Origin of the sequence: Streptomyces sp. NBC_00539 (assembly GCF_036346105.1) — a bacterium.
GTDB lineage: Bacteria > Actinomycetota > Actinomycetes > Streptomycetales > Streptomycetaceae > Streptomyces.
This window is the reverse complement of sequence record NZ_CP107811.1, coordinates 13,767-27,191: the sequence shown is the minus strand read 5'-3', so window position 1 is coordinate 27,191 and position 13,425 is coordinate 13,767. Positions and strand designations below refer to the sequence as shown.

The following is a 13,425-nucleotide window of genomic DNA, read 5'->3' as shown; positions in this document are numbered from 1 at the left end:
AAGTCGTCTTGTCGTAGGGGCTGACGTTTGATGATCGTCGCGGTATGCCGGATGTATGAGGTATCCGCAGGGTGGGGGTCTGACCGCGGAGAGGCAAGCGTTCCGTGAGCGGGTCCGGATGGAAGCGGTCGGGATGTTCGCCGCAGGGCGGGGCAGCACGGAGATCGCGAAGGAGTTACGGGTCGGCGTCCGGTCGGTTCAGCGGTGGCGTCAGGCCTGGCGGGAGGCGGGTCAGGACGCGGTCCGTTCCCGTGGTCCGGCGTCCCGTCCGAAGCTGAACGATGTGCTGTTCGCCGTGCTCGAGGAGGAGCTGGCCAAGGGCCCGATCGCGCACGGGTGGCCTGATCAGCGGTGGACGTTGTCCAGGATCAAAACGCTGATCGGCAGGCGGTTCCACAAGAGCATGACGTTATCGGGGATCTCGCAGATGCTGCGGAGCCATGGCTGGAGCCATCAGGTTCCGGCCCGTCGTGCCCTCGAGCGCGATGAGGCAGCCGTGGCCGGCTGGGTGAAGGACGTGTGGCCGCACCTGGAACCACCGCGGCGGCGCTCGGGGCCTGGCTCGTCTTCGAGGATGAGGCAGGATTCTCGATGACGCCGCCGACCTCACGCACCTGGGGCAAACGCGGGACCACCCCGGTCATCCGGGTCCGGGGGCGTTCCCAGCGCCGTTTCTCCATCGCAGCCCTGTGCTGCTACAAACCCGGTGAACGCTCCCGCCTGATCTACCGGCCCAAACGGCACACCGATCACAAGAACGGGGGCCGCAAGAGCTTTGCGTGGGCCGAGTACCGCGACCTCCTCATCGCAGCCCACCAGCAGCTCGGAGGGCCGATCGTCCTCGTCTGGGACAATTTGAACGTCCACAAGGACCGGCGGATGCGCGAGTTCATCGACACCCACGACTGGGTCGTGGCCTACCACCTGCCGCCCTACGCACCTGATCTCAACCCGGTTGAGGGCATCTGGTCAGTGCTCCGCCGGACCAGCCAGGCCAACACCGCCTTCGCCGACCCCGACGACCTCATCCGCCGACTACGACTCGGTCTCCGCCAGATCCAGTATCGAAGCGACGTCATCGACGGCTGCCTCGCCGCAACCGGCCTCACACTCACGACATCACGCCTACAACCTCAGTAGTTGCTGCTGATTGGAGGGCGTTCTCGTAGGCGATCGGGGATCGCTGGCCGAGGCGGGAGTGCCGGCGGCGGGTGTTGTATCGGGTCAGCCAGCGGAAGGCGTCGAGCCTGGCCTCACGCTCGCTTGACCAGGCCTTGCGGCCTTTGAGCGTCTCCCTCTTGAAGGCTGCGTTGAAGCTTTCCGCGGCGGCGTTGTCCGCGCTGGATCCGATCGCGCCCATGCTCTGCCGGACCCCTGCTGACCTGCAGATTTCAGCGAAGGCCCTACTCGAATATTGAGATCCGTGATCCGTGTGCATGATCGCTCCGGTCAAGTTTCCGCGGGTTCGCTCGGCGACCGTCAGGGCGTCGATGACGAGCTCGGTTCGCATGTGGTCGGCGATCGCCCACCCGGCCAGCCGGCGTGAGGCGAGGTCGATGACGGTCGCGAGATAGAGCGGCTTCGAACCGCTGACCGGCAGATAGGTGATGTCGCCGACGTACTTCATGTTCACCGCGGCTGCGGTGAAGTCACGTCCGATCAGATCCGGCGCCTTCGCCGCGGCCTGGTTCGCGACGGTGTGCGGTGCCGGCGGCGCAGACGGACTCCCTCAAGCCCGATGGTCCGCATGATCCTGGCGACGCGCTTGTGGTTGACCGCCGGGCCGCCCTCGTCGCGGAGTTCCGCGGTGATTCTGGGGGCTCCGTAGGTGCAGTCGGAGTCCGGTGGACCTTGCGTATCCTGGCCGCGATCCCGGCTTCGACGCTCTGGCGGGCCGCTCTCGCAGATGCGGTGCGGCGCCAGTAGTAGAAGCTCGAGCGAGCCAGGCCGAGGATGTCGCAGAGCCGCTTCACGCCGTGCCGGCGCTGGTGATCGTCAACGAACTGGTAGCGGTTCACCAGCGCGTCTCCGTCGCGAAATACCGGGCCGCCTTGCGGAGGATGTCCCGTTCTTCCTCCAACTCACGGATCCTCTTGCGGGCGGCGGCCAGCTCCGCCTGAACGTCGTCGCCGACGGCCTGCGAGGCGGCCCGCAGTGCGGAGTGGGCGCCAGGTCGGCGGCCGTCGGCGGCCCGGATCCAGTTCCGCAGCGTCTCGGTGTTCACCCCAACTCCCGGGACGGTTTCAGCCTGAGCCCTACTCACACATCACCGCCGCTCTGCAGGACAGGGTGCCGGTGCGGTTCATGGAGGTCGGCGACTGCCACGGGAGCGTGGAGGAATTTATTGGCAAGCTTCAAAAGTAGGCCCGGTCCTCCAGGCGGAAACGGCCAGGCCGGCGACAGCGCGGGCGATGGCCCGATTGGCTTCCGGCCGGGTCAACAGGTGTTCATAGGCGCGCTTGTAGGCGATCCCGAGTGGCGTGAAGTCGGTCATGAGGCGGCTTTGTACCCGGGTGCTGTGCAGGGTCTGGCGTCCAGCAGGCAGCCGCTCGCTTTCGTAGGTGTCCAGCAGCGCGCCGTCGGTGTGGTCATCGAGCTGGGCGGCGAGTTTCCAGCCCAGGTCGAAGGCGTCGTGCAAGCCTGTATTGAGGCCCTGGCCTCCGGCGGGGAAGAAGGCGTGCGCGGCGTCCCCGGCCAGCAGGATCCGTCCTGCACGGTAGTGCGCCGCCTGGTGGGAGGCGTCGCCCACCACGGTCAGGCGCTGAGGGCTGTGGATGCCCAGGTCGTTCCCGCAGACGCGTACCAGTGCGGCACGGATGTCATCCAGCGTCAGGGACTGTGACGCCGGGGTGCGGGCGCTGTGTTCGTCGATGACCACGATGCGGCTGAGCCGGCCGGTGACCGGCTGCAGCAGTAGCACGCCGCGGGCGTTGTTGCGCGGCACGCTGCCGGGTGGGGGAGGACTTTCCACTACGGCGTCGGCGACGAGTGAGGCGGCACGGTCCGGGCGGCCGGTGAAGGCGATGCCGGCCTGGGCGCGCACGGTGCTGTGGGCGCCGTCGCAGCCGACCAGGTAGGCGGCCTGCAGTCGGCGCAGGCCGCCTGGCGTGCGCAGTACGGCCTCGACTCGGTCGGGGTGCTGGCGGGCGGTGAGGAGTTCGCAGGAGCGCCGGATCGTCACGCCGAGGGCGCGCGCGTGAATCTCCAGCAGTTCTTCCAGCCGGGTCTGGGGCAGAGCGAGTCTGAACGGGAAGGGGGTGTCGAGGACGGAGAAGTCCAGGGCGACGGGCAGGGCGGCGAAGTGCCCGTACGGCATGCGCCTGCCCTCTTGGAGGAGGCGGCCGGCCAGCCCGCGCCGGTCGAGCAGCTCCAGGCTTCGCGCGTGCAGGCTCAGAGCCCGCGGATGGGGTGCCGGCGTGGGCCGCTTGTCCACCACCAGCACCCGGATGCCGGCCAGCGCCAGCTCCGCAGCCGTCATCAGCCCCACCGGACCTGCCCCGGCCACGACGACGGGGAAGTCTGCCGGATCGCCCCTCGGGAGGCTGTGGTGCCCCGTCATTGGCAGGTCTTCAGCGGTAGCCGTGGTGCGGGGGGAACCGGGCTGCGGTGCTCACGAGGGGGCCTTCAGCGGAGTGAGCTGGTGGGTGTCGTATGCCTCCCGCACCCGGATGATCTCTTCCTGGCTGACGTCGCCACCCCGGGCGAACATGCCCGCCACTTCCTTGAGGTAGAGCTCGTGCTCGGGCGGCGGCGAGGTGATGCCCAGGAAGCGGGCGGGGGCGTCGCTGGTGTTGCGGAAGGCGTGCGGGCATCCCGGCGGAACGTAGATGCAGGCTCCGGTGCCGGCCAGGACCGGGCGCTGTCCGTCTTCGGTCTGCCAGGCGCCCCAGTCCTCGCCGCTACGGTCCTGCGGCTCGAAGGCGAACACCTCGAGTTCGCCCTCCAGGACGTAGAAGCACTCCTCGATCCGGTCGTGCAGGTGCGCGCCCACATCGAAGCCGGGAACGACGACGTTCTCGTACACCGAAGCGTGCTGTGCGTGCGTGCCGGTGACTTTGAAGAGCAAGTTGATGGTGTCGTTTCCGACGCGTTCCCCCTCGCCGGGCATCACGATCAGTCCTTGCGTCATAGCTCTCTCCTGACTGCAGAGCGGCAGAAGCGGCGGGGGGACGGTGATACCCGGGCCGCATCCGTGGTGCGCCGCCCGCCACGGCGTCCGGGGCCTGAGCCTTCTGTGCCGGCCGAGCCCCGGATGTGCGGCCCTTCTTTCAGGTCCGGAGGTGGGCGGTGGCGGTGGAAGCCGATCTCCATCCGCTCGATATAGCTGGATACCGCCATATACGGGACATGATTTCCCAGCGGGGATGAAGTAAACCCCCTGCCGCTCGGTCGTCGGCGCGATGGTGATGACGATGGGGGAAGCGGGAGCGTGTACCCGGAGTGGGGCGGGCAACCGGGCCGCTGCTGTGGAAGTGGCCGGCGGCTTGTTCAGCAGCAACACCGTCTTCACCGTAGCCGCGCTGGGGAACGGGTTCGTCGGCTTCGAGCACCCCACCTGCCGCACGTTGAGGGGCTCCACACCGTAGAAGGACGAAGACGAGTGCGCCCACATCCTGCGCGCATGTGGCCGGCGTTCGATTTTTTTTGTCCAGCTGGGCTCCCCTGCTTGTCGAGCGGCTGTGACTGAGCGCGCCAGTTGGCCTGTGAGCAGTTCAGTTGGCCCGTTCTGTCTCCGCCCGATTGCTTTTCGCCCGTGATCGCCCTGCGGGAATCTGCCGATCTTCGCTCTTGTGTTTGCGCTCCACGCTTGTGCACCAAGATCAGTTCGACGGCACAAGGCCGTCAGGATTCCCTGGGGTGGACATGAGCGATCGGCAGACCGGAACCGTGAAGTGGTTCAACGACGAGAAGGGCTTCGGCTTCATCACGCCGCAGAGTGGCGATGGCCTCTTCGTGCACTTCAAGGCCATTCAGTCGGACGGATTCAAGTCCCTGAAGGAAGGCCAGCAAGTCTCGTTCATTGTTACCCGCGGGCAGAAGGGCATGCAGGCGGAGGAGGTGCAGGTCATCTAACGCTTCTCCCTGCACCGCGACCTGTGACTGAGCGCGCCAGTTGGCCAGACCGGTCAACTGGCGCGCTCAGTCACAGCGGCTCGGGTTCGTCGGGTTCCGCCGTCCGGCGCCCTTCGTCGGGCCGCAGGCATGGGTGCGGGTCAGGCTCTGGGGCCGGCGTCGAGGACGAGGGAGGCTCTGGGGATGGTGTTGCGTCCGCCGGTGGAGCCGATGTTGGCGCAGGCCTCCGAGGTGATGCCGCCCGTGCGTCCGCTCGCTTCGGGGGTGGCGTATGAGCAGAAGTTCGACGGGTACCGGGCGCTGGTGTTCACCCCGGTCGGGCCGGGTGGTCGGGTGCTGCTCCAGACCCGCCGCGGCGCCTTGGTCCAGGGCGCGTTCCCGGATCTCGTCGCGGCCGCCGAGCAGCTGCCCGCCGGCCTGGTCCTGGACGGCGAATTGCTCGTGTGGGACGCCGAGGCTGGCGCCCTGTCGTTCGAGGGGTTGCAGCGCCGGGCCGCGGCCCGCACCCGCAGCGCTCCCGCGCTGGCCGCGAGGATGCCGGCCTTTTTCGTGGTGTTCGACGTCTTGCAGACTGACGGCCAAGAGCTTTTGCACCTGCCGTATGTGGAGCGCCGCGCCCGCCTGGAGGCCTGTTCGCCGACCACGCCCTGACGGCCCCATGGACCCTGTGTCCGATGACCACGGACCCGGCCAAGGCCCGCGAATGGCTCGACTCGTGGACGGACGTGTCCGGCGTCGAAGGCATCGTGGTCAAGCCCCAGACCAGCCGCTACACGCCCGGTCACAGGGGGGCGTGGACCAAGGTCAGACGACGGGACACCACCGAGGCGATCATCGGCGCCATCACCGGCACCCTCACCCGCCCCCAGCTCCTCGTCCTGGGCCGCCACGACCACACGGCCCGGCTGCGCGCGGTCGGCCGCACCGTGCCCCTGCGCACGGAGGCGGCCCGCCTGGTCGCCGAGCACCTGACGGCCGCCGACCCAGGACACCCGTGGGAGGGTGTCACGTTCGCCGCGACCTGGGGGTCCCGTGACGTCCTTAACGTGCGCCTGGTCCGCCCCGACCTGGTGGCCGAGATCAGCGCCGACCGCGCCATGGACCGGGGCGGCGTGCGGCGCCACCCGCTCCGCTTCCGGCGGCTGCGCCTGGACGTGGGCGTGGATGACGTCCCGCGGTTCGGGGAGGGTCCGGCCGCTGCGGCCGGCTGAGAGGGCGCCTTTGACGAACTCGGCGCGGTCCGCCACCACCCGGTGGCGGCCCGCGCTGTCGTGTGTCGGGGGCCGGCCCCGGTCTCGCCCGCGGGGGTGAATTTTTCCCTCGCGTTCGCGTAGGCGGCTTGTGCGGTGTGCACCCAACTCGCCCCGGAATCAGGGCTATTGGCAACAAACGGGATCTTTCGGCATGTTTCCGGCGCGGCCCGATCGTCGGGCCGTCTGATGTGCGATCGGAGTGCGATTCATGGGGCGTTCGGTGCGTGAGGAGTACGACGAGTACGCGGCTGCGGGTCGGCTGCGGGTTCCGGTGGCCGCGTGGCGGTGGGCTACCGGTTCGGGCCTGGTCCCGCCGGCGGACGCCGGCCCCGGCCTGTGGTCGCGGGCGGTGGTGGAGGCCGCCGACCCCGAGGCGGTGCGGGCGGCACTGCGCGGCCCGATCTGTGCCGGGGTGGCGGCGGACCGGCTGACCGAGGCCCTGGGGGTGCCGCTCCCAATCCTCCGGCCGAGGGTCAGGGCCTCGGCGGTCGGCCGCCTCGTGAAGGCCGGTCTCCTGGTCTACCTCGGCGGGGACGTCGAGTTCCCCGACGCCCACCCGGACCAGGTGGCCGCGCTCGGCCGCCGCCGCGACCTGCCCCCCTCCTCGACCGGCACGTCCCCCTCGGCCCCGACCAGGCCGCGGTACGCCTCGGGGTGCGCCGTACCGACTTCGACCAGGTTGTGAGGCTCGGGTTGGCTGTCCCCGGTCGCCTCGGTAGAGATCGACTACAAGCGGCAGGGCGGAGTGACCACGGTCCCCCTGTACGACGCCCGCGACGTCGCGCTCCTGGAGGTGGGACGGCCCTCGGTGGACTGGCGGGCGGTGCGCACCATCACGGCGGGCCGGCGTTCCCCGCTCGCCGGCCTCCGCCCGGTCGCCCCGGACAGCGACCGGGTGTTCCTGGCGGAGGTGGCGCGGATCGCCCGGGTGGGCCGGGCCGCGGTAGTGAACTGGCGCCGCCGACACGATGACTTCCCCGACCCGGTGGCCGGCACGGACGTGCACCCGCAGTTCGACCGCCGCCAAGTGGTTGCCTGGCTGCTGGCCCACGACAAGATCGGGATTCCCGCGGGGCCGACGGTCGCCTCACTGGTGTTGGCCGGCCCCAACGGCGCCACGGGCCGGTTCCGGCTCGATGACCCGTGGCTGGCCCTGGCCGACGACCCGGCGGGGGAGGGCGTGTTGTCCGGCTGGTCCACCGACACGGACGCCGACACGGTGGCCGAGCTGGCGGCCGGCGGGTTCGGGGCGTCGCTGCGCCGGCTGAACGCGCCCGGTAGCGGCCCGTTGGCGGTGCTGGGGGAGGTGCGGGTGATCGACCGGTTCCGGTCCGGGGCGGGTGGCCTGCGCCTCACCCTGGCCTGGCCGGCATGCCTGCGAGGCGCCGCCTCGGCGGGGTCGGTCGGCGTGGAGCGCCACGCGGTGGCGTACGCCGGCCCGGGGGAGGCGTGCGCGTGCGAGCGGCACGACTGCGGCGGAGTCGTCCCCGTGGGCTGGTGCCGGGAGCACGGGACGGAGGCCTCGCCGGTGGTGGAGTGGCATCCCGGAGGCGGAATCCGCTGCACGCTCCTGGCCGGGAGGAGCGCCGTAACGACGGGCCGTTGACCCGCCGGCGTGTGGGTGTGGGGGACGGCCTCGGTGACCGCCCCCGTGGTTCAGGCCTGGAATTCGGCGAGGAGCATGTGCAGTGTGAGGCTGTGCTTTTCCGGGGGGAGGGCGTTCATGGCGGCGGTGGCGTGGGCGGTGCCGCCGGCCCGGTCGCCGGAGCGGGCGAGCATCAGCCCCCGGTGGAGCTCCAGGTGGGTCGCGAAGCGCGGCAGGCTCGGGGGGAGTTCGGTGAGGGCCTGGTCCTGCGCCTCGGTCGCGGCGCGTTCGTCGCCGAGGCGGGCGAGGAGCAGGGAGCGGAAGACGTTGAGTCGCCACGGCTCTCGCAATCGGTTCCGTCAAGGCGGCCGCCTCGTACGGGGCGGCCGTCTTGACGGCGTCCTTCCTGCTCTGCGTGAGATCGCTGTGAGACCGGGCCCTATGGCTGGGTCGTTTCGACGGCGCGGAGGTTTCGCAGTGCGCCGTCACCGGCCTCGAACTGGGACGGGTAGAGCAGTTGCACGTGCACAGTGAGACCTGCACCGGGCTCGACGGTGTAGGAGTCGTCCGCCGTGCGGATGACAACGGATCCGTCAGTGCCGTCCTTGATCACCGTGTACCACGGACTCTCTTGTGGATTGAGGCGGGTTCTCCCTGGTGTGGTGAAGGGTGGCACGTCGAAGCTGATCTCCCACCACACCACCCGCTCTTCACGGGCGGCCAGCTGGAGGTCGTAGCTAATGATCCACCCCTTCGCCTCCTCGGGCCACGTCTGGTGCCACCCCGGGCCGATCCTAGGAATGATGCTGACCGGGGGCAGTTCGACGTCGGTGGTCGCTGAGCCGGAGTGCTGCTCGGCCGTATTGGCGTGTGAGGGTGACCTGATCAGGCTGGTGCACGTGAGAGGGCCCTCGAATTCCGGGTCGATGGTGCCTGTCAGGTTGATCACCGCCTCGCTACCCTTGCGCAGGTCGATCGGCAGGTGCAGGCCATCCCGGACCGAAGGGTGACCGCAGATGGCCCCTTTCTCGCCTTGGCAGGTCAGCTCCAGATCGGTGAGCTCCGCCGGGATGGCGCACTCTACGACGGCGTCAGGGGCATCGTTGGGGCCGAGATTAGCCACGCTGATGCTGTAGGAGACCCGTTCTCCCGGCTTGGCCGCCTGCGGGCCGCTCATCTCCAGCGGCATGTTCACGGGCAGGGTCATCGTGAGGCTCCTGATCCGGTGAGCCTCGTACGTTGGCCCTCTCCGAGCGCCGCTCGCCGATTCCTTAGGAGGCCCCAACACTGGTCCAGCACTACTTCGAGGTCCGCGAGTCTGGCCCGCTCAGCCTCTGGATTCAGCTCACCGGCTTCAGCTTTGGCCTTCAGCTGATGCTCTTGCCCCGTTAACCCCTTGATCTTGCCAAGCGGGTCGGCTTCCTCGGCCATCGCGGCCTCCTCACTGGCGATTGCGCGATCTTGCTCCTTCCCAGGGAGCCTAACTCTCACGCGACGCGCCTACCCAGGTACTCCGAACGATTGATGGTCGCAGGGAGCCATCACGCGGGCCGCTTCGGCCCGTATGCGATGCGCCGCTTCCATGTCAGTGGGTGGTGTCAGTGACGTTGCGTCAGGTACTGCCGTTTGTGCTGGTGGAGGCGGTACTCGGATTCGGCTCACTGACATGGGACGGTGCTTGGGGGTGGGGGTGCTGACATGGGGCGGTAGATGCTCAGGTCGTGCACTGACACGAAACCGGCAGATCGCAGACATGGAAACGGTGCAGCGCAGGTGTTGGAGGCCCGCCGCGGGTCGCTGTGCAGGGTCGTTTCCCGGATCCGGTGGCCGCAGTGGAGCAGCAGTTGCCGGGCGGCCTGATCCTGGTTGACGGGCTGCTGGTGTGGGGCGACCGAGGCGAGATCCTGCTCAGCGCGGCCCGGCTGAAGGGCATCGGCTCCGGGAAGCTGTACCGGGTCGGCGGCCGGTCGCGCGACCGGTGGCCGCACTTGGGCCCAGCGCTCTTCACCGACGCGGACCGGCGGGCGCTGTTCCGGCTGCGGACATGGACGGGCGACTCGGCCTGATCTCACGATGGCGACGGTGCCGGGGTCGCGCGCGTCGCATGGCGAGGCGGTTGATGGTGGCTTCGAACGGCATCCCGTAGTCACGTTCTGTAGTGTAAATGTCACGCTAAGTGTTAGTCTGTGTTCATGAAGCAGCTCCAGCTCAAGAACCCGTATGTAGGCACGGGCACAGGCAGCAGTAACGGAAAGTGGTACAAGGGGTCGCTCCACGCGCACAGCGATCAGGCGGAGATGTACCCGGGCTCCACCTTCCACGACGAGGACTCGCCGCGGGATAGGGGGCAAGTGCTGGCGGACTACGAGGGGGCCGGGTATGAGTTCGTCATGCTCGCCGAGCAGAACAAGTACACCACCTCGCAAGATGCGGCGGGGCTCAGCACAGTCAAGCTGACCGTGATTCCCGGGGCGGAGCTCGACGGGCGCCGCGTCGACACCGAACAGCATCTCAGTCACGTGAACCCGTCGGATCCCGCATTCCATGTGGAGCTGGATCCGAAAAAGCCGAAGGTGTCACTGCAGGAGATCTTCGACCTTGCTAAGGACGACCCCGTACCCCCGTTGGTTGTGCAGGTTCATCCACAATTCCCGAGGATGGGCGACGGGCGGGAGAAGGACATCCTGGGTAGTTATGGAGTGGACGCGCTGGAAGTCGTGAACAGCTGGTGGATGCAGCGTCCCCACGCCTTCGAAGATTCCGGGGGCAAGTACAGTCCGTTCGCGTTCCACCTCTGGGACCGCCTGCTCAAGGAAAGTCTCACGAAAGCCGGCAAGCCGGTGTGGGGTGTGGCCGGCTGCTGCAGCGTGAAGCCTGGCGACGTGGGCAAATCCTGGATCAGGGTGTGGCTGGACAACAACCAGTCCCCGACCCCGGATTCACTGGTGAAGGCCATCAGAAAGGGTAGGTTCTACGTCTCCAGCGTGTCCGCCGAAGCCGACCCACAGGGCCCGGCCGGCAGGAAGAACCCGACGGTGTCCCCTGGTGTGACGATCGAGAAGATCGAAACCAACGGGAAGGGGGTGACGATCGAAACCGATGCCGAACGCGTCTACGCCATCGTCGACGGCGGGCCCCGCCTAACGGTCGAGACCCGCGGGAAGTCCCCCACGAACCCCGCTCCGGGGAAGACTGCGATCTTCGAAACCTTCACCTTCCCTGACGCCGTGCGGTTCCCCGACGCCAAGTCCATCCGCTTCGAATGCGTCGCAGCCGACAAGAAGCACGATAACTGGGACCAGAGCTACGAGTGGGACAACAGTCAGAAACTCAACCGTTCCTGGACTCAGCCCCTCTGGGTCCCCAAAGTCACCACCCAAGGCTCCTGACACTGCAGCAGACGGCAGGCCCCAGGCAGGCGCCACCGCGCCGCACTGGCCACGATCTGCACCCGGCGCCCCGTGCCCCGCGGCGCCGACTGCCCGCCTTTTGAACGTCCTGGTAGGCAGCGGGTTTCCGGACCGGCCGGTCAGCCGTAGGCATGGTGACACAGCGTCGCGATGGTGACGCCGTGGGCTGCCTGGCACAGCTCCGTCATGTCCGCAGTCCCCGCCCCCGGGGCTCGCACCGGACGGTGCGGGGCGTTGCTACGGTTCGGCCGCTTCACCCTTCCTGGGTTTGGGTTTGGCGGCGGGGCGTACGGCAGGCCGGGGCGGGGCCGTGCGGCGCGGCCGTACCGGGCTCTCAGCCTTGCGGTCGGGAGCCCGCCGGGCGGGCTGAGTTCCGCCGGACGCCTTGCGGGCCGCGGGGGGCGGGACGGGCCGACGCGGCCGCCATGCCGGCCGCAGGATCAGCCGCCGACCACCTCGCCACGGCCTGGCAGGCGGCGTACGCGCGCAGCCCGGATCCGGTGCGCGCGTACAGCGAGGCCATCAAGGCGGCCGAGGCCGCAGCGCACGCCGTCATCGAGGCGAACAACGTCAAGGCCACGCTGGGCACCATGCTCGGCGAGATCAGGAACGCCCGGCGCAAGTTCGGCACCGTGATGTCCACGCCTGCCGGCGGCGACCCCATCGCGCCGATTAGGTCGATGATGCGGGCGTTGTGGGAGGGGCAGACCTCGCGGCACGGCGGTCAGGCGCCCACCCGGCCGGAGACTCCTGATCGTCGAGTACCGCAATGACACCTGGGGTGAGATGCGCACCGCCTGGCGCTTCGAGGTGACCGACGGGCACGTCAGCCGCTTCGAGACCGGCCAGGCCTGAGCAACCCCTCGGGCCAGCGCGTCGGACCGATGACCGGCGTGCGTGCCGGGCACTGTTCCATAATCTGGAACAGTGCCCGCCCGCTACCGGGCCCAGTCCACGCCGAGTTCGGCGAGGGCTGCGAGTTGCGCCGGGTGGAGTCGGTCGCGCCGGGTCTTCTGGTTCATGATCCAGATTCCGGTGCGGTGTGTGGTGCCGTCGGGGAGTGTTTCGGTGTGCGTTCGGGGGACCGTAGTGGTGCCTTCGCGGGCGACGTACCGGGCGAGCGCTTGCAGGCCCTTGTGGAACGCTTCAGCGCCCTGCCCGGACTTGGATGTCGTGCTCGCTCGCCGGTGATGGAGTGGCATCCCGGAGGCGGAATCCGCTGCACACTCCTGGCCGGGGGCAGGGTGGTAACGACGGGCCGTTGACCCGCCGGCGTGGTGGGGGACGGTCACGGTGACCGTCCCCCGGTAGTTCAGTCCTGGATCTCCGCGAGGAGCATGCGCAGGGTCAAGCTGTGCTTTTCCGGTGGGTGGCTTTGTTCACGAGACTCGTGAACAAAGCCAGGGGTTCATCTCCCCATGGGGTGGCGTAGGCGCAGACGGGTGACAGGACGAGTGTTGTGGGAGAAGGCCGGGAAGTTCTGCGAGGGAATCGACTGCACTACAGGAAAGGCCGCCATGCGTCGTCTCGCTGCTGTCGTCCTCGGAACTCTCGCGATCTTTGGTGCTCTCGCCGTACCGGCCAGCGCTGACACGGGTCTGGGCGTCGGCCCGATCTCATTGGGCCTGCCGGGTGCTCACGCCCCACAATTTGCGCAGCTCCAGGGCATGAACATCAACGTGGGCAGGCTTTTGGGGTAGGCGCTGGTGTGGTTCGGGCTCGACAGGGCGGTGCCGGTGAGCTGGACGTGACCTCGGTGGGTCAAGATTGTTGGCGGGGTGTGAACAACACCAAACGAGCACTTGTGGCCCTGGTTGTGTGCGGGGCAGCCCTGACAATGTCGGGCGTGGCCAACGCAACAGATGAGCCCACGGCCACCCCCGAGGGTGACCAGCCGGGCTACGTCTGCATCAGGGTGCCCAATGGCAACGGCGGCTCCTACAGGGTGTGCGGTCCCCGGGACAACCTCGGGGAATACCTGACTCCCGGGAATGACCGGGAGGGCTAGAAAGGCGTCCCAGCGGCCTGTCTTGAGGTGGTGGCACGGACGGCAGAGCGGTGAACGTTCCCGTCCGTGTCCGTCCCGCCGGGCGCGAGCGGTTGT

General features: G+C 68.7%; 18 protein-coding genes and 2 pseudogenes. 11 read left to right on the top strand and 9 right to left on the bottom strand.

The annotated features are described in order from the left end of the window. Positions 1 to 55 precede the first annotated feature (55 nt). Positions 56 to 1,140 (top strand): IS630 family transposase gene (locus OG861_RS34175; RefSeq protein ID WP_443064441.1). Its coding sequence is split into 2 segments (ribosomal slippage): positions 56 to 499 and positions 502 to 1,140, totalling 1,083 coding nucleotides; the frame shifts between segments, so codons are not numbered across the junction. On the opposite strand, the gene OG861_RS34170 is transcribed toward OG861_RS34175, so the two are convergent. The 5 genes from OG861_RS34170 to OG861_RS00145 form a co-directional block, all read right to left on the bottom strand. Next, the gene (locus OG861_RS34170; protein WP_443064472.1) at positions 1,112 to 1,660 is read right to left on the bottom strand and encodes an IS3 family transposase; all 549 of its coding nucleotides are present in this window, start codon (positions 1,658 to 1,660) and stop codon (positions 1,112 to 1,114) included. The genes OG861_RS34175 and OG861_RS34170 overlap by 29 nt on opposite strands. Beyond that, positions 1,660 to 1,908, bottom strand: coding sequence for a transposase (locus OG861_RS34165; RefSeq protein ID WP_443064471.1), 249 nt, complete (start codon positions 1,906 to 1,908; stop codon positions 1,660 to 1,662). The genes OG861_RS34170 and OG861_RS34165 overlap by 1 nt, the downstream gene beginning before the upstream one ends. A gap of 106 nt (positions 1,909 to 2,014) precedes the next feature. Further along, on the bottom strand, positions 2,015 to 2,224 hold the full coding sequence (locus OG861_RS34160) for a transposase (RefSeq protein ID WP_443064440.1): 210 nt from the start codon (positions 2,222 to 2,224) through the stop codon (positions 2,015 to 2,017). Positions 2,225 to 2,341: 117 nt separating this feature from the next. Further along, positions 2,342 to 3,559, bottom strand: coding sequence for an FAD-dependent monooxygenase (locus OG861_RS00150; RefSeq protein ID WP_330260924.1), 1,218 nt, complete (start codon positions 3,557 to 3,559; stop codon positions 2,342 to 2,344). A 51-nt stretch (positions 3,560 to 3,610) separates the two neighbouring features. Next, positions 3,611 to 4,129: a cupin domain-containing protein gene (locus tag OG861_RS00145; protein ID WP_330260923.1), complete on the bottom strand. Its 519-nt coding sequence runs from the start codon at positions 4,127 to 4,129 to the stop codon at positions 3,611 to 3,613. Between the two features lie 734 nt (positions 4,130 to 4,863). Between OG861_RS00145 and OG861_RS00140 the strand changes: the two genes are divergently transcribed. The 5 genes from OG861_RS00140 (at position 4,864) to OG861_RS00120 (ending at position 7,932) form a co-directional block, all read left to right on the top strand. Further along, positions 4,864 to 5,073 (top strand): cold-shock protein, encoded by a 210-nt coding sequence (locus OG861_RS00140; protein WP_330260922.1) that lies wholly within the window; start codon positions 4,864 to 4,866, stop codon positions 5,071 to 5,073. Positions 5,074 to 5,256: 183 nt separating this feature from the next. Further along, positions 5,257 to 5,724, top strand: coding sequence for an ATP-dependent DNA ligase (locus OG861_RS00135; RefSeq protein ID WP_330260921.1), 468 nt, complete (start codon positions 5,257 to 5,259; stop codon positions 5,722 to 5,724). Positions 5,725 to 5,747: 23 nt separating this feature from the next. Then, the gene (locus tag OG861_RS00130) at positions 5,748 to 6,284 is read left to right on the top strand and encodes a hypothetical protein (RefSeq protein WP_330260920.1); all 537 of its coding nucleotides are present in this window, start codon (positions 5,748 to 5,750) and stop codon (positions 6,282 to 6,284) included. A gap of 250 nt (positions 6,285 to 6,534) precedes the next feature. Further along, the gene (locus OG861_RS00125; RefSeq protein ID WP_330260919.1) at positions 6,535 to 7,011 is read left to right on the top strand and encodes a hypothetical protein; all 477 of its coding nucleotides are present in this window, start codon (positions 6,535 to 6,537) and stop codon (positions 7,009 to 7,011) included. A 60-nt stretch (positions 7,012 to 7,071) separates the two neighbouring features. Next, a complete protein-coding gene (locus OG861_RS00120) occupies positions 7,072 to 7,932 on the top strand; it encodes a hypothetical protein (protein ID WP_330261989.1) in 861 nt (286 codons plus the stop codon). 50 nt (positions 7,933 to 7,982) lie between these two features. On the opposite strand, the pseudogene OG861_RS00115 reads toward OG861_RS00120, so the two are convergent. From OG861_RS00115 to OG861_RS00105, 3 genes and pseudogenes are all read right to left on the bottom strand, one after another. Beyond that, positions 7,983 to 8,249 (bottom strand): annotated as a pseudogene (locus tag OG861_RS00115) (XRE family transcriptional regulator); the annotation flags it as partial. Between the two features lie 101 nt (positions 8,250 to 8,350). Then, on the bottom strand, positions 8,351 to 9,118 hold the full coding sequence (locus tag OG861_RS00110; protein WP_330260918.1) for a hypothetical protein: 768 nt from the start codon (positions 9,116 to 9,118) through the stop codon (positions 8,351 to 8,353). Continuing rightward, positions 9,115 to 9,342 carry a DUF2630 family protein gene (locus OG861_RS00105; RefSeq protein WP_330260917.1) on the bottom strand — a complete coding sequence of 76 codons (228 nt, stop codon included), beginning with the start codon at positions 9,340 to 9,342 and terminating at the stop codon, positions 9,115 to 9,117. The genes OG861_RS00110 and OG861_RS00105 overlap by 4 nt, the downstream gene beginning before the upstream one ends. 392 nt (positions 9,343 to 9,734) lie before the next feature. Between OG861_RS00105 and OG861_RS00100 the strand changes: the two genes are divergently transcribed. From OG861_RS00100 to OG861_RS00085, 4 genes and pseudogenes are all read left to right on the top strand, one after another. Next, positions 9,735 to 9,977: a hypothetical protein gene (locus tag OG861_RS00100; protein WP_330260916.1), complete on the top strand. Its 243-nt coding sequence runs from the start codon at positions 9,735 to 9,737 to the stop codon at positions 9,975 to 9,977. Positions 9,978 to 10,103: 126 nt separating this feature from the next. Continuing rightward, entirely contained in the window at positions 10,104 to 11,300 is a 1,197-nt protein-coding gene (locus OG861_RS00095; protein WP_330260915.1) for a hypothetical protein, read from the top strand. Positions 11,301 to 11,746: 446 nt separating this feature from the next. Then, positions 11,747 to 12,094: a hypothetical protein gene (locus OG861_RS00090; protein WP_329201844.1), complete on the top strand. Its 348-nt coding sequence runs from the start codon at positions 11,747 to 11,749 to the stop codon at positions 12,092 to 12,094. Beyond that, positions 12,060 to 12,176, top strand: a pseudogene (locus OG861_RS00085) (nuclear transport factor 2 family protein); the annotation flags it as partial. The gene OG861_RS00090 and the pseudogene OG861_RS00085, both read left to right, overlap by 35 nt. An 83-nt stretch (positions 12,177 to 12,259) precedes the next feature. Here OG861_RS00085 and OG861_RS34155 read toward each other — a convergent pair. Then, positions 12,260 to 12,523, bottom strand: a complete 264-nt coding sequence (locus OG861_RS34155) for a helicase associated domain-containing protein (protein ID WP_443056735.1) — start codon at positions 12,521 to 12,523, stop codon at positions 12,260 to 12,262. A gap of 644 nt (positions 12,524 to 13,167) precedes the next feature. On the opposite strand from OG861_RS34155, the gene OG861_RS00080 reads away from it, so the two are divergent. Then, positions 13,168 to 13,329: a hypothetical protein gene (locus tag OG861_RS00080; protein ID WP_330260914.1), complete on the top strand. Its 162-nt coding sequence runs from the start codon at positions 13,168 to 13,170 to the stop codon at positions 13,327 to 13,329. Positions 13,330 to 13,425: the final 96 nt, after the last annotated feature.